Consider the following 20,196-nt stretch of genomic DNA (forward strand, 5'->3'; position numbering starts at 1 on the left):
AGTGGGGAGGTTAAACCTCCCCACTTTAACCACCGTTTAATTTACCGCATAGCACTCTGAGAAATCCGCGCAAATGTTAATTGTTTTATCAGCGGTTGCGCTTCTTTGGATGTTGATATTTACACAATTTTCTGCATTATTAGTTGCAACAGCCTCGCCAGTTGTCGCGTCGGCCTGGCCATAGTTGGTCACCGTAATCGGATTCTCATTGGCTGCCTCACTGCCGTCGCAAGCTTCCGCTTTGTTCTTAGCATCAATATGGGTGATCGCATGGTTTCCAAAAGCGGTTGCATCACCTGTGTAGGCGTAAGTCCCGTTATCGAACTTCACTTTAATACAGATGTCACCGAAGATCTGAGCCGGGCAGCAATCGAAGATATCTGCAAGCCAGCTGAAGTCGTGACCGCCATCAACTTCATTTAAGCTTGCGTCTGAAACCCATGGTATAAACGGCGGGATATCATCGACATAGACATCAACATTCGCATTAGTATCTGCCGTATCGACTATATCCTCCTGCTCGCAGTTCTGAGCATTTTGCGTTGCAGTTGCAGGTTTTGTAAGCGCCGTAGCTCCGCCCTGGTTATCCACAACTATCGGATTATCATTTATAACCTCGGAGCACTCATTGGCTTTAGCCTCGTTATTGGTTTTAACTTGGGAGTTTGAAAAATTGCCCTTGGCTTCAGCATTGCCTGTATATGCTTCGGTGTTGTTATCAAAGCAGATATCCTTGAGTATGTCGCTGTTGATCTTGGCCCCGCTTTTGAAGAGATCGATTAGATCACCTCTGCCTTCATAAGCGAAAGCAAGACCGCTCATACTCACTACCATAGCCAATGCAACTAATACCACAACTAATTTTTTCATTATCTTTCACCTCCTTTCGCTACTTACTAAATGTTTCTTGATATAGGCCAATCTTTTGACAAACTCGTACCTTAGGCAGGCACGAGCGAACTATCCCCTACGTGTTACCCTTTTTACCGTATCTACTATCTCTTTTGCGTCAGAGCCTTTTACGATATAAGCATCGATGAGCCTATCGTTGTCCCTGGATATATAGTCAAAAGAGTCGAATATCGACAGCACGATTAGTTTTACTGAGGGGTATGCATCCTTAACGGTTGAAAGAAAATCTACCTTGCCCTTTTCATCTGATCCTAACCCGATTAAAACAACATCAGACGATGTTGCCTTAAGCAGAAGCGGGATTTGTTCTAGACTAGATGCTCTCCCTGTAACCTCGATACCATGCGAACCCAGCAGCTTGCTGAGAATATTTTGAAAGATGCTGTCACTGTCGATTACTAGAGCTTTTACCATTGAACCTCTCTTTTTAGCGCTTCCGTTTCGCATGTCGCATGTTAACTAGTTGCAGCTTTGATCCTTGCTCCATGTTATGCGCTGGGCACAGATATTTCTTCCGCCTTTTGGATAGTATTGGACTGTACGAAAGGATAGGATTCTATGGGGGTGCGGGTAAGGTCCTGATGTGCCAAGGTCAATTAAAGCTGATAGCTGTCAGCTAGTGGGAGCAAGTAGCGAGGGCAAATATGTTTGATATTATTTAGATGCTTCGGCGCCGCTCATTGCTACCCTCTCGCCGCGGAGTTTACCCTGAGCGAAGTCGAAAGGGCCTGGGATGACATCTATTGCTGCCTGCTGCCTTTTAGCAGCCCTAAAGAGCTGCACTACGTTTTTTATAAACCATGGACCCTGGTCCCCGATCCCTAGACCCTTTTCTTATGCGACGACGGAGTCGTAAGCAAGTTTGGCCGCCTCGACTCGGTTTTTTACGCCAAGCTTGTGGAATATGTTTCGAATATGGAATTTGACCGTGCTTTCTGAAACAAAGAGTTTTTGGCTTATCTCGACGTTTGTGGCTCCGTTAGAGAGGAGTTTCCAGACTTCCCGCTCTCTTGGAGTTAAACGATCGCTGCCCCTTATGCAATGCAAACCAATCGGTATTATATTGCGCGTAAGTTGAGGCGATATTGGGTTTAACCCGCCTGCTACCTGCCGTACAGCTTCTACTAACTCTACTGCATCTATACTTTTTAGGACGTATCCATCAGCTCCGCTTTCAAATGCCTTGATGACATACCGCTTGTCGTCAAACCCGGAGAAGATCAACACCTTTGTTTCCTTATGTCTATCCCTAATACGCTTCATAGTAGTTATGCCATCCATATCAGGAAGCCTTATATCCATAACAATAACATCCGGCATAATATCATCGGCCAACACCACTGCCTGTTTGCCGGTGGATGCTTCACCGATTACCTCAATGCCGTTGCATCTCTCAAGAACTTTCCTAATACTCATCTGCATAAGCGGATGGTCTTCGACAATCATCACTCGCAAATTACTCATAATTTGCCTCCTGTGGCAAATGCTGCTTCAAGATACTTCCTATAGCGGTATGGTAAATTCAATACAGGTACCTTTACCAGGAGTGCTCTTGATATCAAATATGCCCAGAAATTGCTCAACCCGGTCTCTCATGCTTATTAAACCGTATCCTTCAAGGTCTTTTACCTGCTTATCTAAGTCACAGATATTAAAGCCAACCCCATTGTCACTGATGCTGCAGGATACCCTGGAATCGTCAAAAGTCATGCTTATCACAATGCGAGTTGCCTTTGCATGCTTACTAATGTTGTTTAGTGCTTCCTGGATAACCCTGAATAAGCTGACCTGAATTTCGGCAGGGATATCCCGCCCCTTTGAGTGCACAGTAAAATCCACCTCGATACCAGTTTTAACCGAGAACTGGCGGATGTGCTCCTTAATCCTTGCTATCAGGGCTTGCCTTGAAACGCTCTGGGGCTTGAGTGAATATATTGACATGCGAAGCTCATGAAGGCATTGGCTAAGTATTGTCTTTAACGACTGCAGCTCTCTTTTAGCCTCTGCCGAGCCTACCAAGTCTTCCAAAATGTCTGTTTGAAGTATAGCGCTTGACACCGCCTGGGCGGGACCATCGTGAAGATCAAAAGCAAGTCTCTGGCGATCCCTTTCGAGAAGACCGTTGACATCGCGAAGCATCTTTCTAACGCGGCCTTTCTCCAGCTCCAGTTTTCTAACTTGATCAAAAAGAACTAATGTTAAGTCGGCGGCGATTGAGCGATCCAAAATCCTTATGAGCAGCTCAGCCTCTTTTTCGACAACTTGCCGAACCCAAAAATCAAGGTCTAAAGACTTTATCTCATCTTTAAAGGCCTTAAGTAACCCATCCAATATAGCTTGGTACTTTTCCTTATCAAGCAGAGCTGCTTGTCGCGATTCATTAGCCTGCACGAATTCCTGTATCAAGTTCTCTTTAGGCTTAGACTGAGAATCAATGTTTGAGATGATATCTTTTGTTCTTTGTTTAAAGTAGTTAAGCAATTCGTCGCTTGCCGTTCCGCTAAGCGACATTGACAACCTTCGGAACGCAGATTCGGATACCGCTTTTAGCTTTAACATGGATTCGTCTGAAGTAAAAATCATTTGTCCATTGATGTTAGTATTTGCTTTCCCTTGCGTCCATTGTTTACCCATTTACACTAAGCCTAAACAAAACATGCGTAAACAAAATAAAGCTGGTGCGACCTCTAGGATTGCCGGCAAAATACTTATATCAACAGCGTTTATATAAATAGCACTGTGTAACGTCTAACATAGTGTTGGGTAATATCTGGTCACCCTTTTTGGCTATTTGTTAAAATTTGGACAAATTTTAACCGTCCCTCTAGAAAAAGTTTGTATCATCGGTTACAATGGATTGACCGACCAATAGCTTTAAATTCCAAAAGCAGATCATTATAAATCTATTCGAAGTTAGCAATTGAATTAGGAGTTAAAAGTGAACGAGATACCTGAAGGCGTAATTGAACGGCTATCAACGTATCTAAATTGCTTAATAAAGTTTCAGCAAAGCGGAATTGAAACCGTCTCTTCAGAGCGGTTAGGTGCGTCTGCTGGCGTCAATCCAGCTGAAGTGCGAAGGGATTTTACATACTTCGGCACGTTTGGCAAAAAAGGTGTCGGCTATGGCGTTGAAACGCTAATCCAGCATATCCAGAGAATACTGGGCTCGGATGAGCCGCATAAAATCGCGCTTGTTGGGGCAGGTAATCTAGGATCTGCTATTGCTTCATATGAAGGTCTTCTGCAGCACGGCTTTCATATTTCCGCTATCTTTGACAAAGACCCTGATAAGATAGGTAAAACAATTCAGCACCTTGAGGTATTTGATATCAAGGATTTGCCGCAGATTGTTAAAAATGCAAACATCGAGATCGGCATAATCGCAGTACCGCCAGCCGCCGCGCAACAGGCAGCCGATTTGCTTGTAGAGGGTGGAGTGCACGTTATATTAAACTATACACCAGCGCTCATAAGCGTTCCGGCTGGGGTGCAGCTGCACAATACCGACCCGGTCCAGCAGCTACTGCATACGCTTTACTACCTCTCTTCGGCCGGGGATAAAGCGATACTTAGAAAAAAGCGCAACCCTAACGGGAGCAAGAACCATATCAAAACGTCACGGTAACACAAGCCTCAAGCCACCTTAAACCTAGTTTATCGTGCTTAGCTCTAGCCCATATTCGCTCCAGCCTGCATAAAGTAGTGCAGGGCTTTATAGCCCCGCCCGGGAGTTAGAAAGGCAGTATAAGGTTCTAGAACCTTGCTCCCTCAAGAGCTCTATAACATGAGCAGTCGCGCACTTCTGGAATTTTGGGTATGAGCGCCAGGAGAAAATCCTTTAGCTTCTCATTGTTTTGCATGAAGACCTTAACTACCTCCTCATGCGATACCGGCGCTATCTCCGGCACACCTTCAAGACCTACATCGTAGTCGGTAATAAGCGATACGTTTAAGTAACACATTTCAAGCTCACGCGCCAGATATGCCTCTGGATACTGGGTCATGTTGATAACCTCCCAGCCCATCGAGGAAAACCACTTGCTTTCAGAGCGGGTGCTAAACCGTGGACCCTGTATAACCACAACAGTGCCGCCGTTTACCGCAGGAATATCTAATTCTTTTGCAGTTTTGTAGGCCACCTCGCGCATAGCCGCACAGTAGGGATCAGCAGCACTAACATGAGTTGTTACCGGCCCATCATAAAATGTGTCTTTACGACCGCTAGTGCGATCGACGAACTGGTCGCAGAAGACAAATGTGCCTGGCCTGATCTCGGGCTGCAGGCTTCCGCTAGCACAAGGGCCAATTATTTGCTCAACCCCAAGCGATTTCATCGCCCAAATATTTGCGCGGTAGTTTATCATGTGCGGAGGATACTCATGATCACGCCCATGACGGGGCAAAAATGCGACCTTCTTTCCCGATACCTCGCCTATCGCGACCTTGCTGCTCGGAGGCCCATACGGAGTATCTACGCTTATCTCTTCAATATGTTCTATAAAAGAATAAAACCCCGAGCCGCCAAATATGCCTATATCCGCTTTTTTTTCTGCCATTTCTTGCCTCCTAACAATTAAATCTAGAGCCGCACCTGATATAAACAGGGGCTGGTAAAGCCAAGGAATGTAATAATATTACATGAACTACCTGGCGATTGGAATGTTTTTGGATAAATATAAGAGTGTTAAGACTATTTCTTTATAACCCTTGCCAGTTCGCCATTTTTAGCCGGGATTATTTCGATTGCTTCCGAGGGGTCTTCCAGGTGAATAACCCGCTTCTTTTCATCACCAAACTTAAAGCTTGCCACATCAACCTCTTTGGCAGATTTAGCTTTGCTGTATCTTGCCGTAAGAGCCGCTGCCTCAAAAATAGTATTATCACCAAAGCGATCCTGCAGAATAATGGTGAGCGGGCCGGGGAAATTTTCTACCTCAAATATTAAGTCCCCGGGTTCTGCAAGCTCAATGAGCCTGTTATTCTCCTGCTCGTTTCTTGCTACCACGATGACCGCATCCTCGCTTGATAAAAAGATGCGGCCAATTTTTATTAAGTTGACATCCTTTGGCGAAGGCTCGGCCTCGACTTTGTAAAGGTTGCGAAGCCTTGTCGAATACATAGGGTCGGTTAAGATACAGCCCCCAGCTGGCGACGGATATTCATCTATGCCATATTTCTTCGCCAGCTCCATTTGCGGCTTTCTTGAGCGGCCTCGAATTGCAAGTAGCTTGCTCCTGTCGACCAGTCCTTCCCTCTCCGGAATTGTCTCATCAAGGAACTTTGCAGAAAGCGGGCGAAGCAGATAGCCTTCAAGGCCAGACTCTCTCTCAACTACTCTTAATGCGTTGCGGTTCTGCGATTTTGGCCGCTCACCTAAGACTTCGCCGGTCGCAATAAAGTCGGCTCCAATCTCCCTCATCAGCTCACCTGCCCGCTTGATCATAAGCGCGTGGCAATCAATGCAGGGGTTCATAAAACGTCCATAGCCATGCTTTGGAGATTTTAACATCTGAAGATGCTCTTCCGTTATGTCGATTATGTGGATTGGAATGCCTAGCATGACGGCAGCCTTCTCAGCGCGAGCTGAACCAAAAAAGGGAGTTATAAACGTTACTGCTTCAACTTCTATCCCTTGCTCCTGCAGTACCTTTGCCGCCAGTATGCTATCTAGACCGCCGGACATGAGCACCAGCGCTTTTGCCATGTCGCGTCACCTCAAACTAATGTATTGTGGCACTCGCTTATTAAAAACCACAACCCTGTCATATCCAGCCTCTTTGGCATAAGCAAGCGCAATATCAAAATCTTTGCCAACTTCCTCCGGTCTGTGGGCGTCCGAGCCAAATGTAATTGGGATATTTGCTTTAAAGCAAAGCTTTATAATATCCAAGCTTGGATATACCTCACCGACCGGCTTTCGCAGCCCAGCTGTATTTATCTCGACAGCAACCCCGGCCTCTTTGATTGCACTGAGCGCCTTTTCAACTAGCGGAGCTATGTCGCTCTCAGGGCGGAAATTATATTTCTTGATCAGGTCAAGGTGCCCGATGATATCAAAAAGTCCTGTACTCGCAGCCTCGGCGACCAGATCAAAGTAGCGCGCGTAAAGCTCAAAGAGATCCCAATCTTTATATCCATCAATGTAACGGCTATCGTCAAAACCCCAGCCATCGATAAAGTGAACAGAGCCGATAACAAAGTCAAAATTATAGGATTTAAGTATGCGCGAAGTATTTTCCTCAAAACCAGGGAGGTAATCAGCCTCGATACCCGACTTGATCAAGATATCGGGAAACTCATTCTTAATCTGCTCAACCGCCTGGATATACTCATCAAGCTCCTCAAGCGACATGGTAAGGGTAGGGTCTTGTTTAAAAAGTAGTGGCAGATGATCGGCAAAACCTATCTCTTCTAACGATAGCGTGCGGGCATGTCTTACATAATCGGCCATCTCGCCTTGAGCGTGTCCGCATCGCTTGGTATGGATATGGTAATCAATCATTTTCTAATTCTTCCTCGGTAATAACTTCTAGTCCTGCTTCCTTAAGCAGAGCAGCCGTAACTCCATCACCCTCCACTATATTACCGGAAAAAGTCCCATCATATATAGCACCACATCCGCAAGACGGGCTCAAAGATTTTAAAATTGCTTTTTCCGCCCCAATAATCCTGGCGAGACTCAACATGGACAACGCGCCCGCAATGAACTCGTGGGTAACATCCTTGCCTTGTTTAGTTATGACCCGCGCTTTCCCAGCAAGCACTTCTTTACCGTCTCCCCCGACTAATTCTGCAGGTGGCCGGGGAGTGGTAAGCCCTCCAGCCTGCTCAGGACAAAGTGGCATTGCAAGACCCTCCTTGACTAGTTGCAGCACGGGTTTGCAAAGTTTGTTGCCGCCATCATATCTGGTATTTAGACCAATCAGACAGGAACTTACTACATATTTTACCTTTTGAAAATCAGTGGTCTTGTTATCCAACGTGCCTCACTTACACCTTTCGTGGCTGTAAGTCTGGAGATAATCGTATCCGGTGAAACATCCGGTGGAATCTGCAACTCCAACCGTATTATATTTTCACCCTCCCCTTCAAGTTCCTCAATCTCGATGGTCCGCACCGTTATATTCAGTTCGCCCAGCGCAGACATGATAAGCCCAAGCTCCTGGGGATTATCAACAGCAACCAACTGGATAGTTTTATGTGCAGGGGCCGCCCTGACCTCGAGATAGACAAGAGCGGTTAATGTCAGGAAGATGAGAAGTGTTGCAACTGTAGCGGCAACATAAAGCCCAGCCCCAACGGCAAGCCCGATACTAGAGACAACCCAGATACTGGCTGCAGTAGTCAAGCCGCGCACAATACTTCCTTGCCGGATAATCGCGCCTGCACCTAAGAAGCCGATACCGGTTACAACACCTGATGCTATTCGGCTAACGTCCACGTTCGGGAGACCTAAGAACGGCTCGATCGAGACAATCATGACAAGCGCCGCACCTAAGCTCACGAGAGCGTGCGTACGAAGGCCTGCAGGTTTCTCATGAACCTCTCTCTGGTATCCTATAATTCCGCCTAAAACTAACGCAAGAACCAAGCGAAGTGCTATTTCCCAAAACGGTGATGTCACTATCCATACCTCGTTTTCTATTGATCTTAAATCTAGTTATCGACCTTATAATTTGCCCTGTTAATGAAATTGTAACAATTTCATATTCTTATTCCCACCAAAGCCACAGATATACTCCGGTAAAAAACTTGCTTGCTGCATGTAAAAAGGGCTATAATGAATGCGAACATATGTTTGCTAAGGAATGATGACTACGAAGCACCAATTAGCAAAAAAAGTCGAAGTAAAGACGTTAAAAGACAACGCACAAGGAAGACGCCTTATCTGCCCGCAACACGGTTTCCGAATTGGTAAGATATCTGACAAAAAAAGGAAAAATGGAGCCCTTGCCTCCTTCGTCCTAAAATGCCCAAAGTGTGGATATAAAGAGCAAAGGATTTTAAGTATATAGGTGCCGAAGTCTTGAGATGCAAAGGTGCCAATGTCTTTATTTACTGACTTTGGCACGTTGGGACATTGGCACTTCTAGACTAATTACTCGAAAAAGATTTCGGCGGTGCCAGTTGGCTCAAACTCATCTGCCTCGGGCGTATGCGACTCAATCAGCCTTTTTGCCGCCGTGCGAAGTACATAATCATAAGCTTCTTTAGCAAGCCACTCGATATATGTCGGGTCCTCAAGCAAGATGTCCCCGAGCGTTTTATCCGCATGTTTCCCGAAGGATAAGACAACGGACTCGGGCTTTTCAAGCCACGCTGACTTCACCTCATCATCAACATCTTTCTCTGCCTTGCGAGCTTTCCTAACACCGCTCGAGCCATCGCCATATCCACCTATAATAGGTTCACTCTCGTTTAGCTCCTCGACCGCAGTCATGCCGACGTTAACTGCAAGCCTGATAGCTCTTGCAATAGCTCGAGTATCGGCCAGGCGTACTAGGTGTGGCTGCATGGGCCGCTCTGCCGACTCTGGCGAGGCGTCTCCCAGAGCCGAAAACACCCCTTTATCTGTCTCGATAACAGCACGCACTATCGCTAACATACCGTTATCTTTATGCGGCGCTTGCAGAAGCTGCGTCTCAACTCTTTTCAGACCTTCCGCATGTGCCATTTCCAGGAGACCCTCGAAAAGGACAAAGTCTTTGCCCTGGATTTTCTTGGTGAACCTTGCAGGGAGTTTGTGTTCTGACATTGCCTTACCACCTTTCAAGTTCGAACGTTTGTTCGTATATAATTGTAATATATTGCCATTTCGTGTGCAACGACATGCGCCCGCCATTGGGGCTATAACCAGGTAATATATGGCGTTGGGAAGGCTAGTGCCCTGGTGTTCAAAATTTGGGTATCTATATTTAAGCGGCAGCAGTTTAAAGTCGTCAGCAATCTGCTATTAGCCTAAAGACAAAGAAATAAGAGCTGATAGTTTAGTGCTGATAGCTAATATTGCGAAAGGATTATTATGATTGCACTAATTATTATCGTTGGCCTGATTGTGCTTGCTGTACTCATATTTGCCGGCTATTATAACAGCCTAATCTCGCTTCGGAACCGAATTGACAACGCATGGTCGCAGATTGATGTGCAGATCAAACGGCGGCATGACCTCATACCAAATCTCGTCGAAACCGTTAAAGGTTATGCCGCACACGAGCGCGAGGTGCTTGAACATGTAACCGAGGCACGATCGCGGGCCATTACAGCAGGCAGCATTGCTGAGCAATCCGATGCCGAAAACCAGCTCACGCAGACGCTACGAAGCCTCTTTGCGGTTGCCGAGAATTATCCCGAGCTAAAAGCCAACCAAAACTTCTTAGCGCTTCAAGAAGAGCTCTCCGGAACTGAAAGCAAGATCGCCTTTGCAAGGCAGTTCTATAACGACAGCGTCTACCGGTACAATACGGCGATACAGAGCTTTCCAGGGAATATTATGGCCGGCATCTTTGGTTTTAAAGAGCGGCAGTACTTTGAAGCTGAGCCGGAGTCGCGTGGACCAGTAAGGGTCGAGTTCTAAATGATGTACGAAGAAATAGCGCGCAATCGCCGTGTAACCTGGCTAATTATCATCGGCTTTGTCCTCTTTATACTACTTTTGGGCTATGTGTTTGGCATACTCACCCGCCTAGGCTACTTCGGTATAGTTATTGCACTTGTTATCGCCTTCTTTATGAGCTTTACAAGCTACTACTATAGCGACCAAATCATTCTAACCGTAAGCAGAGCCCAACCAGCTGAGAAAGATAAGTACCCCAATCTTTATAACACGGTTGAAGGGCTATCGATTGCAGCAGGTATTCCTATGCCCAAGGTCTATGTTATCGATGACCCGGCACCTAACGCCTTTGCTACAGGACGCGACCCAGAGCACGCGGCAATTGCAGTGACAACTGGCTTACTCAATATCATGAATCGACTTGAGCTCGAGGGGGTTATCGCGCATGAGATGAGCCATATCGCCGACTATGATATCCGCCTCTCGACAATCGCTGTTGTTTTAGTTGGTGCCATTTTTATCCTGAGCGGACTACTGCGGCAGAGCTTTTTCTGGGGAGAATTAAGACGCGGTCGCGGGCGTGAAGGCCTGGGGCCGATTCTGCTCATCATTGGACTTATCCTTGCGATCCTCGCTCCAGTTGCCGCGCAGCTCATCCGGCTTGCGCTGTCGCGCAACCGTGAGTACCTGGCCGATGCACAAGGTGCAATGCTCACCCGCTATCCACCAGGTCTGGCAAGTGCACTGCGAAAAATAGCCGCCGACAAGCATGTTCTTCGAGCTGCAAATGAAGCTACCGCAAATCTATATATAGTAAATCCCTTAAAGGGTGAGAGCGGGATAACCAAGAGGTTCAGCGAGTTGTTCTCCACCCACCCACCGATTGAGGAGCGAATAAGAAGACTCGATGAGATGAGCCTTGGTGAAGCACCTGGCGGACAGGTGATGCAATAAACTGCGAGCTTAGAAACGCAAGCATTAAACTATTATTTAAATTCAATTACTCCCGCACATTTCCAAGTTGCGATATTTGCTCCATGTCGGGTAACCTTTAATAAAAGATACTATATTAGGGGATGGTTTTATTGACAAGCCAGGGCAGTGTTGAAGTGAAAATATCTGAGGAAACCGCCAAGGGAGTTTACTCCAATAACGTGGTAATCTCACATAACGCGGAAGAATTTGTTATGGATTTTATGTTCATTGCGCCGAATAGCGGCACAGTAAATGCAAGAGTGATTGTGAGCCCGGAGCATGCAAAAAGAATTATGGCTGCCCTAAAAGACAACATTGCAAAATACGAAAAGTCATTTGGGAAGATTCAGGATTTGGCCAGACCAGAAACCAAGCCCGCATCTTATCATTAAATTGACGGCAAGCTTTAGCTTTAAGCTAAATCAATCCTTTAAGCGAAGTCCTGGTTATCTCGCGGAGAATCCCCTTAGCCACAATGCCTTTGGCAACTAAGCTGGCAAAGTCAAACCTATCAAAGTATATGCGAAGGCTTTTTATCTCCAGGTTATCGTCAAACACAGTTACCTCAGCCTGCTTTGATTTGATTACGGTGCCGTCGTCACCCTTGGCATCAAGTATATACTCCTCAAAAATGGTATTGCCCTCGGTCATCGCCATAACTGGGATAATTTTAAATTCTTCAAGGAAACGATAGAGCCACTTAAACCACCGGCGGGCTCCGTCTTTCCCAGTTAGTGTAAGCCCAAGGACTTCGATTACACAGTTGTCGGCAAAGAATGATACTGCCGTTTCGATATCCTCCTTCTCAATAGCCCGATCGAGCTCTAAAGTTATTCTGTGAAGTTTGCTTGTCGGGATTGCTGTATCATCCATTTTAGGCATCCTCCCTGCAAGGATAATTATGCTGCTCTTCCTTGCTCGCGAAGCCTCTCGAGCAACTCAAGCATCATCCGCTGCTCGGTTGAAGCAACAAGCCTTCTCGTTTGCACGACTGCATCCGGGTTTACCGAAATAGAGGTTATCTCGTGACTAACAAGGGCCTCTGTTATCTCAGGATAAACCGAAGGGGCTTGCCCGCAAATAGAAGATGTCACCCCGTAGCGATGGCAGGTCCTAATCACCTCAAACATTGCTTTCATAACAGAAGGGTCGCGCTCGTCAAACTCAGGGGCAAGCAGGTCTGAGTCGCGGTCGATTCCTAAGATAAGCTGGGTTAAGTCATTTGAGCCGATAGAGATGCCATCGATTCCTGCCCGGCAAAAGTCATCGATCAAAAATACTGTTGAGGGTACCTCGATCATTATCCAAAGCTTAAAGTCAGCCGAGCGCCTGAGGCCATTTTCTTCCATAATCTTTTTGACATCTTCTAACTCGTGGACCTTGCGCACAAAAGGCAGCATCACCCAGAGATTCTTGAGCCCCCACTCTTTTCGTACCTTGTTGATTGCGGCTAGCTCCATCTCAAACTCGTCACGCTGTTTAACATAGCGTGATACGCCGCGAAACCCAATCATCGGGTTTTCCTCATGGGGCTCGTATTTCTCCCCGCCTTCTAAGCCGCGGTACTCGTTGGTTTTAAAATCAGATGTGCGGTAGACGACCGGGCGCGGATAAAACGCCTGGGCAAACGTGCGCAGTCCATCGGCAAGTTTGTCGATAAATTCCTGCTGCCTTCCCTCATCGATGAACTTTCTGGGGTGAACCCCCATGCCTGCGATCATAAACTCAGCACGCAAGAGACCCACGCCATCGACCGGCAACGCCGCTGTTTTCTCGGCAAGCTCAGGTTCAGCAAGATTTACGTATATCTTGGTCGCAGTAACTGGAACACCGGCCGATACAGCTGCAACCGGTGCGGCCTCTTCTGCGCGCTTCTCCGGCAGAGCCTTTGGTTTTATCTCTCCAGAGAAGATAATGCCCCGAGCACCATCTACCGTTATCATCTCTCCATCCTTTAGTATTTGTGTAGCTTTGCCAGTACCAACTACTGATGGGATGCCTAACTCGCGGCTCACTATTGCTGCATGAGAAGTACGGCCGCCCAAGTCAGTAACAATTGCAACCGCCCGGCGCATCGCCGGTACAAAGTCCGGGTTGGTCATTGGCGTGACCAGAACATCTCCTTGCTTGACTTTATCGAGCTCTTCTTTAGTATAGACGATTTTAACCGTGCCTGAGGCCATCCCCGAGGAAGCCGCAATTCCTTCTAAGAGCACCTCGCCTGCCGCTTTCTCCGCTGGCCTAGCTTCAACGGGCGCAAGCGTGGTTACCGGCCTGGTCTGGACAAGGTATACCTTGCCTGCCTCGATAGCCCACTCGGCATCTTGAGGGAAATTATAGTGGTTCTCCAGTATGACACCGTAGCGCGCAAGCTCAATAATCTGCTCATCGGTTATCTTCTGCTTATCTCGCAGCTCAGGCTCTACATCAATGTGCTGATTTTTGCCTTCTTTAAGAGCAATTTTCCAAGCCTGGCTAACAACTTTTTTATCTATAATCTTAAGGTCGCTTTTTGAGACGAGATAAACATCCGGGGTTAATGCACCGGAGACAATCGCTTCACCCAAACCGTAGATCGCCTCAATCTCAATCTTATCGGGATCGTTAGTCAGGGGCTCAATTGTAAACATGACACCGCTTGCATCGGACTCGATCATGCGCTGCACAGGCACCGCGATGCCAATCTTAAAATGATCAAATCCCTTCTCGTGCCGGTAGAAGATGCCTCGCGCTTCGAAAAGCGAAGCCCAAACCCGCTTTACCGCATCAACTACTGCATCCTCCCCCTTAACGTTTAGAAGAGTTACCTGCTGCCCAGCGAAAGACGCCTTGGGAAGGTCTTCAGCTGTGGCGGAAGAGCGCACGGCAACATAAGCATCAGCTGGCCCGGATAGATCGCGATAAGCCTTTTTAATATTATTTGCGATGTCCTGAGGCATATCAGCAGATATGATAAGGTGTTTTATTGTATCTGATACCCTGCTCAGAGATCGGTTATCGTTATAATCAAGACCTGATAAAACCTGAGCTATCTTGTCTCTTAGACCGGCAACATCGAGAAAGGTAAAGTATGCCTGCGAGGTTACAATAAACCCTGGAGGTACAGGAAGCCCGGCCCGCGTCATCTCGCCAAGATTTGCTCCCTTGCCACCGGCAAGAGCGATATCATCCTTGCCGACTTCACTAAACTGCACAATATATGCCATAACCCTCACCCCAAAAACTTGATTAATCCTACCTAATAGTTGCCCAAAATCAAGCACGGTGAAAATAACAAGTGAGTTGTGCTGCAGTTGCCAGTGCTACAGCGCTGCAGAAAGATGGTTCCAGAAACCAGGTCTCAGGGAAATGGCATTTCCAGGGTAACAGTTTACTGCTTACTGCCTGTTTTTTGTTCCCTACTTTAAATCCCTTCCCATCCGATTATCCTTCTGCTAAAATATTATCGAACAGTTGTTCGAGGCATAATTTTTAGGGGTGCAATAGCTTGCTTGACTTAAACAAACTCTACGCACAAATAGCTTCACTCGGTAAATATCAGATAAGTAGGATCCACGACCTGGCAAAGGCCTTCGGGCTGGCTGATGAGCAAATCAGGTTGGTATCAGAAAACATAGAAGCTTTCAAAAGTAAAGTAAACCGGTCTACCACTTCATGGCTGGTTGCTATACCAACCGATGAAGAGCCGTTTCAGACACACCAACCGCCGCTGTGTCCTAGCTCGTATGCTGTGCTCTCAACGGACGGCTCGCAGATAACTCCCGACCGACATAGCCCATACCGGGCGTATCTTATAAATATCGGTAAAGTTGAGATCGGCTACGGAGACTTCCTGGGATATAAATTCGAGAGTGAGCCGAATCTCTTCTTCGAGGAAAAGGACATTAAGCGGCGTTTTGGCGGCAAAGAGCGCGATGTCTCAGGGGCAGTGCTTGCGGCGCTTCGTGGCAAAATGGAATCGGATGCCCTGGCTGAGATGATAAAAAATTGTAAGAGACGGCCCACGGTTGCGCTAACCGATGGGACACTTATCCTTTGGAGTTTAGAGGCAGATTCGGGCGGAATAAAGGGATTGGAAACCGATGATTTAAAGATGCAGTCGTTTCTCTCTCTTATGAACCTGATATCTACCGGAAAAGAAACCGGGATTCCAATTGCCGGGTATATAAGCGCGCCGGGAAGCAGCGATGTTGTAAACGCGCTAAGGGTAAGTCTTTGCCCAAGCGACCCGGTTAATTGCGACAACTGCCCGTATAGGGGTGCGGGTTTCGATGGTGCCCTTCCCTGTGCTAAGATAGATGGCATAACAGATGCCGAGCTGTTCCGCAGGCTTCTTCAAATTGGCGAGCGGTCTTCACTCTTTGGAAGCATATCAAAAATCCTGGAAGACTACGGCGAGGAGAAGATTTACTTCTTCTACCTAAATGTAGGATATGAGATCGCCCGCATTGAAGTACCGGGATGGGTCGCACGCGACAGCCAAGCAATCGAACTTGTGCATGCCACGTGCCTAGACCAGGCGGACAAGGGTGCGGGATACCCCATTGCGGTAGCTGAGGCGCACGAGCAAGCTGTCGTAAAATCAACGGACAAGAACATGTTTGATCAACTAGTTTTACAAGCATTGATAAGAGAGGGTTCCCCAGTTATTGAATCCCGCAAGTCGCTTCGCAAAAAGGGAGGCTTTGTATAAATGGCTAAGGAGTTAGCAACCGGGCGAATCGGAGAAATAATTCAGGTAGCAACAACAAGGTTTACGGCTCAAAGCGACCGTCTTGAGAGCCCGCCGCATTTTGGAAGTTTCGTCAAAGCTGAGAGCCAGGGTATGGCTATTTACGGCCTCATCTATAATGTCTACGAGACAAGCATCGACCCAAACCGGCGTGCCGTTGCTTTTGGCATCGAGCGTGAGGAGCTCTTTAAGCAGCAACCCCAGATAGCTGAGTTCTTAAAAGTCGAGTTCGAAGCGGCGGTCATCGGGTTTAACGATGCCGGCTGCATCAGGGCATATCTTCCGCCCTTTCCTCCGCGCATTCACAGCTTTGTCTATCCGTGCGAGAGACAAGAGGTGCTTGATCTAACTGAAGACCTAGAATTTATCCGAAGCATAAATGCTCTTCCTGGCTTGCCGGTTGAGGAGCTTGCCGCCGCATCAATTCGCCTTGCCTATGCCGAGCGTGGAGGCGACCGCACTTTTTTGGTGCGCGCCGGGCAGGCAATAGCTCAGCTTTTAAAAGATGAGTATGAAAAAGCAAGAAGTATTATCAGGAGAATAAGCGATGTCGGGTAAGTCGCAAGAGATCGGAAAGTTAATATCAGGCTCACTTTTATCTGGGCTTGAGGCAAAGCTAAATGAGGACATAGATGTCGAAGGTATATCGGTAGGTAGGCTTGTCGTTGTCGACGGCAAGGAGAATAAGTTCTTCTGTCTTTTAAAAGACGTCTCTCTTGAATCAACAAACGAGGATATCCTTTTAAGTCCGCCAAACGATGATTTTGCAAGACTTGTCCATGCAGGGGTAAACACGTTTTACAAGCTCTCGGTGCATCCGATGCTTATCACCGCACAAAACCCAACTGAGATGGACAGGCCCCGCCCATCGACCACTGTGCCGCCACACTTCTCCCCAGTCTGCGAGGCCACAGCCGAGGACGTCTCGCTTATCTTTGGCGAGCCGGGCATCACTAACCCAGAGATCGGCTCCCCCATCTTTATGGACGTTCCGGTTTGCCTTAATCTAGAGAAGTTTTGCAAGCGAACGAGTGCAATATTCGGCAAAAGCGGCTCGGGCAAGAGCGTGCTTGCGCGGATGGTCCTTGGATATTTAGTAAAAAGCGATATGGCAATAAACCTTATCTTTGATATGCACAACGAATATGGTTGGAGCGCGACAAGCGAGTCGGGCATCGATGACCCAAGTCTAAAGCAGCTTCTGGGCGGCAAAATCGCAATATTTACGGTTGATGCAAACTCACCACTTTACCGCAAAGTACGCCCCGATTTTGATGTGCAGATACCTTTAAGCGCAATTGAGATAGCCGACCTTGAGCTTGCCGCAGGTGAGCTGGGCTTGACTCCGGCCGGAATCGAGACGATGTATCGCCTGGCAGATAAGTGGGGCGATGACAAATGGCTTGCTAAGTTCTTGGAGATGGAAACCGATGAGTTTCCGCTAGTTATCGATGAGCTGAAAGTAAACGAGCAGGCATTGAACAAGCTTCGCCGCTGCCTTGACCGTCTAAAGAAGCTTCCCTTCATCCGAAAAGAAGTCGCTGATGATACGGTAAAGCGCATCATGGAGTTCATCCAAGCTGGCAAGCATATTGTCTTTCAGTTTGGCAGGTATAACTCAATGCTTGCCTACATCCTGGTAGCAAATATATTTACCCGCCGGCTGCATAGGCTCTATATTGACATGACAGATACCGCACGGGCCGAAGGAACCGATGGTCCAAAACCACTGATTGTAACCATTGAGGAAGCACACAAGTTCCTCGACCCTTTAGTTGCAAAGCAGACCACCTTTGGCACAATTGCCCGCGAGATGAGAAAGTATAACATGGTCCTTTTACTTATCGACCAGCGTCCAAGCGGTATAGACGATGAGGTGCTCTCGCAGGTGGGCACGCGCATCATCGGAGACTTAGGCGATGAGCGAGATATCAATGCAGTTCTAACTGGCCTTCCCAATCAAGGGACGCTAAAGGTTTTAATAAACAATCTTGAGCCGAGACAGTTTTTACTCACCGGATTTGCCCTCCCAATGCCGGTTGTAATCGACGCCAAGGACTACAGCAAGTTCTGCAATGAGATCTCGCTTGGCTCGAGCTTGATACTGGATGAGATTGAGCGAAGAAAATCCATGGATGAACTAAAGGCAAAGGTGTTTGGCGATGACGAAATCGTCTTTGACTAGCTCAGTGGCTTTAGTTGAGCCTCAGCTAAAAACCGACATTGTAAAAGTCATCCACTTTGCAGACCTTCACCTGGGGATGGAAAACTACGGGCGTGTCGATTCTAAGACTGGCCTTAGCCAGCGTGTAATCGATTTTTTAAAATCGCTTAACTTTTTGGTCGATACCGCAATTGGGCAAGATGCGGCTCTTGTTATCTTTGCAGGGGATGCCTTTCGCAACCAAAAGCCCAATCCAACACTTCAAAGAGAATTTGCAAAAGCAATTCGCCGCCTGACTAAAGCAGATATCAAGGTGGTACTTTTGGTTGGGAACCATGACCTTCCCAACATGGATAAACAAGCCCACTCGATGGCGGTCTACGACGCGTTGGAGATAGATGGCGTCTATGTCGCCCGCTCACCGAAGCTATTTACAATCCCTACAAAACAGGGCGTAGTGCAGGTGGCAGCCCTTCCCCACTTCTCAAGAAGCCGCTTGATCGCAAGTCTTAAAGAGCAAGATGTGGAGCACCGGGATAAAACACTGACCGAGCTAAACGAGCTTATGGCAAGAACAGTTGAGAGCTTCATCGATGATCTGGCAAGGCAAGTAGATACATCGATACCGGCTATACTTACCGCACATTTGAGCGTATCAACCGCAACGGTGGGATGCGAAGACCGAAGCATCCTGGCAGGCCATGAGATAACGGTGCTGCCCAGTGTACTGCAGCGGCCCGAGTTTGATTACGTCGCCCTGGGCCACATCCACAAGTTTCAAGACTTAAGCCAGGGCGCTTATCCTCCCCTTATTTACTCAGGAAGCATCGACCGGGTGGACTTTGGCGAAGAGAAGGAAGATAAAGGCTTTTGTCTGGTAAGCCTAAAGCGGGGCGAAACAACCTACAAGTTTGTGAAAACTCCGGCCCGCCGCTTTGTGACTCTTGATATCGAGTGCAAAAGCGAAGACCCAACGGCTGAGATCTGTGCGGCTTGCACGGAACAGGACTTAGATGATGCCGTGGTTCGGCTGCGCGTGCGTATTCCGGCAAGACTAAAAGAGCAGGTGCGAAAAGACGAGATTCTGAGCGCGCTCTCCAGTGCTTACTTTATCGCCTATATAAATATCGAGGCAGTCGGCGAAGAGGTAAGAACTAGAAACCCAAACCTAACCGAGGTCCAAACCCCAGCAGCCGCCCTTGCCGAGTACATCAAAACCCGTGATGATCTGCTTGAGCACAAAAAAGAGCTGATAGAATACGGTCAGAGATTGATAGATGAGCTAAGAACAAGGGATTTATAGGTCACTATTTCCAATCACCAGCTACCCAAAGTATGCGGCACCGGGTGCCCTGCTCTCTACTAAGCTTATACAGTATGTTGTTCATACATTCCACTACTTTGAATTTGAATCATCTACCTTCCAATACCCATCCTCTTTAATTAGATTCACAACACTATTAGTTTCATATGTGCTATAAAGTTGCTTTCCATCCTTGGAAACAATGGTTCCAGTCAATATAAATTCAGCTTTAGCAGTTCCTTTCTCCTTATTTATTACTATGTTGTTCCACTTTATTGAGCCAAATTCGGTAATATATCTGCCTTTCTTAACAGCATCCACTATCTGGTTGTCATAACCAGCTTTTAACCACAAATCCCGGTACTTCCTTGTCATCATCTCTGTTCCCTCAATGCCCATAGTAGTTCTGTAATCCCTATTATGCTGAGCCTTCTCGAAATTTGTTATCACTTGCTTGATCTGACTTTCATCCGTCAGTGTAGGCGGCCAAATTATTTGGCACAAGTTCGGCCAAATTAAATGACCGCCTACTGCATAAAAAATCACTCGCTTTC

Annotated in this window: 21 protein-coding genes; 8 read left to right on the forward strand and 13 right to left on the reverse strand. The window is 47.2% G+C overall.

Annotated features, from left to right (window positions below; all coding sequences use genetic code 11):
* Window positions 1-36: 36 nt before the first annotated feature.
* The 4 genes from K6T91_08320 to K6T91_08335 form a co-directional block, all read right to left on the reverse strand.
* Entirely contained in the window at window positions 37-870 is an 834-nt protein-coding gene (locus tag K6T91_08320) for a hypothetical protein (protein MCL6472797.1), read from the reverse strand.
* A 90-nt stretch (window positions 871-960) separates the two neighbouring features.
* On the reverse strand, window positions 961-1,326 hold the full coding sequence (locus tag K6T91_08325) for a response regulator (protein ID MCL6472798.1): 366 nt from the start codon (window positions 1,324-1,326) through the stop codon (window positions 961-963).
* A 420-nt stretch (window positions 1,327-1,746) separates the two neighbouring features.
* Window positions 1,747-2,376, reverse strand: a complete 630-nt coding sequence (locus K6T91_08330) for a response regulator transcription factor (protein MCL6472799.1) — start codon at window positions 2,374-2,376, stop codon at window positions 1,747-1,749.
* 39 nt (window positions 2,377-2,415) lie between these two features.
* Window positions 2,416-3,546 (reverse strand): sensor histidine kinase, encoded by a 1,131-nt coding sequence (locus tag K6T91_08335; protein ID MCL6472800.1) that lies wholly within the window; start codon window positions 3,544-3,546, stop codon window positions 2,416-2,418.
* A 304-nt stretch (window positions 3,547-3,850) separates the two neighbouring features.
* Here K6T91_08335 and K6T91_08340 point away from each other — a divergent pair, with 304 nt between their 5' ends.
* A complete protein-coding gene (locus K6T91_08340; protein MCL6472801.1) occupies window positions 3,851-4,540 on the forward strand; it encodes a redox-sensing transcriptional repressor Rex in 690 nt (229 codons plus the stop codon).
* 127 nt (window positions 4,541-4,667) lie between these two features.
* Here the strand turns inward: K6T91_08340 and K6T91_08345 are convergent, their stop codons facing one another.
* The 6 genes from K6T91_08345 to K6T91_08370 form a co-directional block, all read right to left on the reverse strand.
* On the reverse strand, window positions 4,668-5,471 hold the full coding sequence (locus K6T91_08345; GenBank protein MCL6472802.1) for an S-methyl-5'-thioadenosine phosphorylase: 804 nt from the start codon (window positions 5,469-5,471) through the stop codon (window positions 4,668-4,670).
* A 134-nt stretch (window positions 5,472-5,605) separates the two neighbouring features.
* Window positions 5,606-6,619 carry a tRNA 4-thiouridine(8) synthase ThiI gene (locus K6T91_08350; GenBank protein ID MCL6472803.1) on the reverse strand — a complete coding sequence of 338 codons (1,014 nt, stop codon included), beginning with the start codon at window positions 6,617-6,619 and terminating at the stop codon, window positions 5,606-5,608.
* A 6-nt stretch (window positions 6,620-6,625) separates the two neighbouring features.
* The gene (gene hisJ / locus K6T91_08355) at window positions 6,626-7,417 is read right to left on the reverse strand and encodes a histidinol-phosphatase HisJ (protein MCL6472804.1); all 792 of its coding nucleotides are present in this window, start codon (window positions 7,415-7,417) and stop codon (window positions 6,626-6,628) included.
* Window positions 7,410-7,895, reverse strand: a complete 486-nt coding sequence (locus tag K6T91_08360) for a DUF523 domain-containing protein (protein MCL6472805.1) — start codon at window positions 7,893-7,895, stop codon at window positions 7,410-7,412. The genes hisJ and K6T91_08360 overlap by 8 nt, the downstream gene beginning before the upstream one ends.
* Entirely contained in the window at window positions 7,862-8,542 is a 681-nt protein-coding gene (locus tag K6T91_08365; GenBank protein ID MCL6472806.1) for an MgtC/SapB family protein, read from the reverse strand. The genes K6T91_08360 and K6T91_08365 overlap by 34 nt, the downstream gene beginning before the upstream one ends.
* 471 nt (window positions 8,543-9,013) lie before the next feature.
* Window positions 9,014-9,670: a hypothetical protein gene (locus K6T91_08370; GenBank protein MCL6472807.1), complete on the reverse strand. Its 657-nt coding sequence runs from the start codon at window positions 9,668-9,670 to the stop codon at window positions 9,014-9,016.
* A 267-nt stretch (window positions 9,671-9,937) separates the two neighbouring features.
* Between K6T91_08370 and K6T91_08375 the strand changes: the two genes are divergently transcribed.
* From K6T91_08375 to K6T91_08385, 3 genes are all read left to right on the forward strand, one after another.
* Complete coding sequence (locus tag K6T91_08375; protein ID MCL6472808.1) at window positions 9,938-10,489, forward strand: LemA family protein; 552 nt, start codon at window positions 9,938-9,940, stop codon at window positions 10,487-10,489.
* Between the two features lie 3 nt (window positions 10,490-10,492).
* Window positions 10,493-11,422 (forward strand): zinc metalloprotease HtpX, encoded by a 930-nt coding sequence (gene htpX / locus K6T91_08380; protein MCL6472809.1) that lies wholly within the window; start codon window positions 10,493-10,495, stop codon window positions 11,420-11,422.
* Window positions 11,423-11,544: 122 nt separating this feature from the next.
* Window positions 11,545-11,835 carry a DUF3467 domain-containing protein gene (locus tag K6T91_08385; GenBank protein ID MCL6472810.1) on the forward strand — a complete coding sequence of 97 codons (291 nt, stop codon included), beginning with the start codon at window positions 11,545-11,547 and terminating at the stop codon, window positions 11,833-11,835.
* Window positions 11,836-11,860: 25 nt separating this feature from the next.
* Here K6T91_08385 and K6T91_08390 read toward each other — a convergent pair whose 3' ends face one another.
* Together K6T91_08390 and ppsA are read right to left on the reverse strand one after the other, a co-directional pair.
* A complete protein-coding gene (locus tag K6T91_08390; protein ID MCL6472811.1) occupies window positions 11,861-12,316 on the reverse strand; it encodes a nuclear transport factor 2 family protein in 456 nt (151 codons plus the stop codon).
* 26 nt (window positions 12,317-12,342) lie between these two features.
* Window positions 12,343-14,649: a phosphoenolpyruvate synthase gene (gene ppsA, locus K6T91_08395; protein MCL6472812.1), complete on the reverse strand. Its 2,307-nt coding sequence runs from the start codon at window positions 14,647-14,649 to the stop codon at window positions 12,343-12,345.
* Between the two features lie 281 nt (window positions 14,650-14,930).
* Here ppsA and K6T91_08400 point away from each other — a divergent pair, with 281 nt between their 5' ends.
* The 4 genes from K6T91_08400 to K6T91_08415 are packed head-to-tail and all read left to right on the forward strand — an operon-like array spanning window position 14,931 to window position 19,642.
* Window positions 14,931-16,136, forward strand: coding sequence for a DNA double-strand break repair nuclease NurA (locus K6T91_08400; protein ID MCL6472813.1), 1,206 nt, complete (start codon window positions 14,931-14,933; stop codon window positions 16,134-16,136).
* On the forward strand, window positions 16,137-16,733 hold the full coding sequence (locus tag K6T91_08405) for a hypothetical protein (GenBank protein ID MCL6472814.1): 597 nt from the start codon (window positions 16,137-16,139) through the stop codon (window positions 16,731-16,733).
* Entirely contained in the window at window positions 16,723-18,360 is a 1,638-nt protein-coding gene (locus K6T91_08410) for an ATP-binding protein (protein MCL6472815.1), read from the forward strand. Before K6T91_08405 ends, K6T91_08410 begins: the two co-directional genes overlap by 11 nt.
* Window positions 18,338-19,642, forward strand: a complete 1,305-nt coding sequence (locus K6T91_08415; protein MCL6472816.1) for an exonuclease SbcCD subunit D — start codon at window positions 18,338-18,340, stop codon at window positions 19,640-19,642. The genes K6T91_08410 and K6T91_08415 overlap by 23 nt, the downstream gene beginning before the upstream one ends.
* Before the next feature lie 93 nt (window positions 19,643-19,735).
* On the opposite strand, the gene K6T91_08420 is transcribed toward K6T91_08415, so the two are convergent.
* The coding region (locus tag K6T91_08420; GenBank protein ID MCL6472817.1) for a hypothetical protein at window positions 19,736-20,196 on the reverse strand (461 nt) is incomplete at its 5' end.

It is taken from the genome of Bacillota bacterium (assembly GCA_023511485.1).
In the GTDB taxonomy this organism is placed as follows: Bacteria; Actinomycetota; Aquicultoria; order Aquicultorales; family Aquicultoraceae; genus CADDYS01.

What these genes read in the sequence shown, in the direction of transcription:
- K6T91_08415 (MCL6472816.1), top strand. Translation starts at nt 18,338, where the DNA reads ATGACGAAATCGTCTTTGACTAGCTCAGTGGCTTTAGTTGAGCCTCAG.
- K6T91_08320 (MCL6472797.1), bottom strand. Translation starts at nt 870, where the DNA reads ATGAAAAAATTAGTTGTGGTATTAGTTGCATTGGCTATGGTAGTGAGT.
- K6T91_08390 (MCL6472811.1), bottom strand. Translation starts at nt 12,316, where the DNA reads ATGGATGATACAGCAATCCCGACAAGCAAACTTCACAGAATAACTTTA.
- K6T91_08350 (MCL6472803.1), bottom strand. Translation starts at nt 6,619, where the DNA reads ATGGCAAAAGCGCTGGTGCTCATGTCCGGCGGTCTAGATAGCATACTG.
- K6T91_08385 (MCL6472810.1), top strand. Translation starts at nt 11,545, where the DNA reads ATGGTTTTATTGACAAGCCAGGGCAGTGTTGAAGTGAAAATATCTGAG.
- K6T91_08345 (MCL6472802.1), bottom strand. Translation starts at nt 5,471, where the DNA reads ATGGCAGAAAAAAAAGCGGATATAGGCATATTTGGCGGCTCGGGGTTT.
- K6T91_08330 (MCL6472799.1), bottom strand. Translation starts at nt 2,376, where the DNA reads ATGAGTAATTTGCGAGTGATGATTGTCGAAGACCATCCGCTTATGCAG.
- K6T91_08325 (MCL6472798.1), bottom strand. Translation starts at nt 1,326, where the DNA reads ATGGTAAAAGCTCTAGTAATCGACAGTGACAGCATCTTTCAAAATATT.
- ppsA (MCL6472812.1), bottom strand. Translation starts at nt 14,649, where the DNA reads ATGGCATATATTGTGCAGTTTAGTGAAGTCGGCAAGGATGATATCGCT.
- K6T91_08405 (MCL6472814.1), top strand. Translation starts at nt 16,137, where the DNA reads ATGGCTAAGGAGTTAGCAACCGGGCGAATCGGAGAAATAATTCAGGTA.
- K6T91_08410 (MCL6472815.1), top strand. Translation starts at nt 16,723, where the DNA reads ATGTCGGGTAAGTCGCAAGAGATCGGAAAGTTAATATCAGGCTCACTT.
- K6T91_08375 (MCL6472808.1), top strand. Translation starts at nt 9,938, where the DNA reads ATGATTGCACTAATTATTATCGTTGGCCTGATTGTGCTTGCTGTACTC.
- htpX (MCL6472809.1), top strand. Translation starts at nt 10,493, where the DNA reads ATGTACGAAGAAATAGCGCGCAATCGCCGTGTAACCTGGCTAATTATC.
- K6T91_08370 (MCL6472807.1), bottom strand. Translation starts at nt 9,670, where the DNA reads ATGTCAGAACACAAACTCCCTGCAAGGTTCACCAAGAAAATCCAGGGC.
- hisJ (MCL6472804.1), bottom strand. Translation starts at nt 7,417, where the DNA reads ATGATTGATTACCATATCCATACCAAGCGATGCGGACACGCTCAAGGC.
- K6T91_08335 (MCL6472800.1), bottom strand. Translation starts at nt 3,546, where the DNA reads ATGGGTAAACAATGGACGCAAGGGAAAGCAAATACTAACATCAATGGA.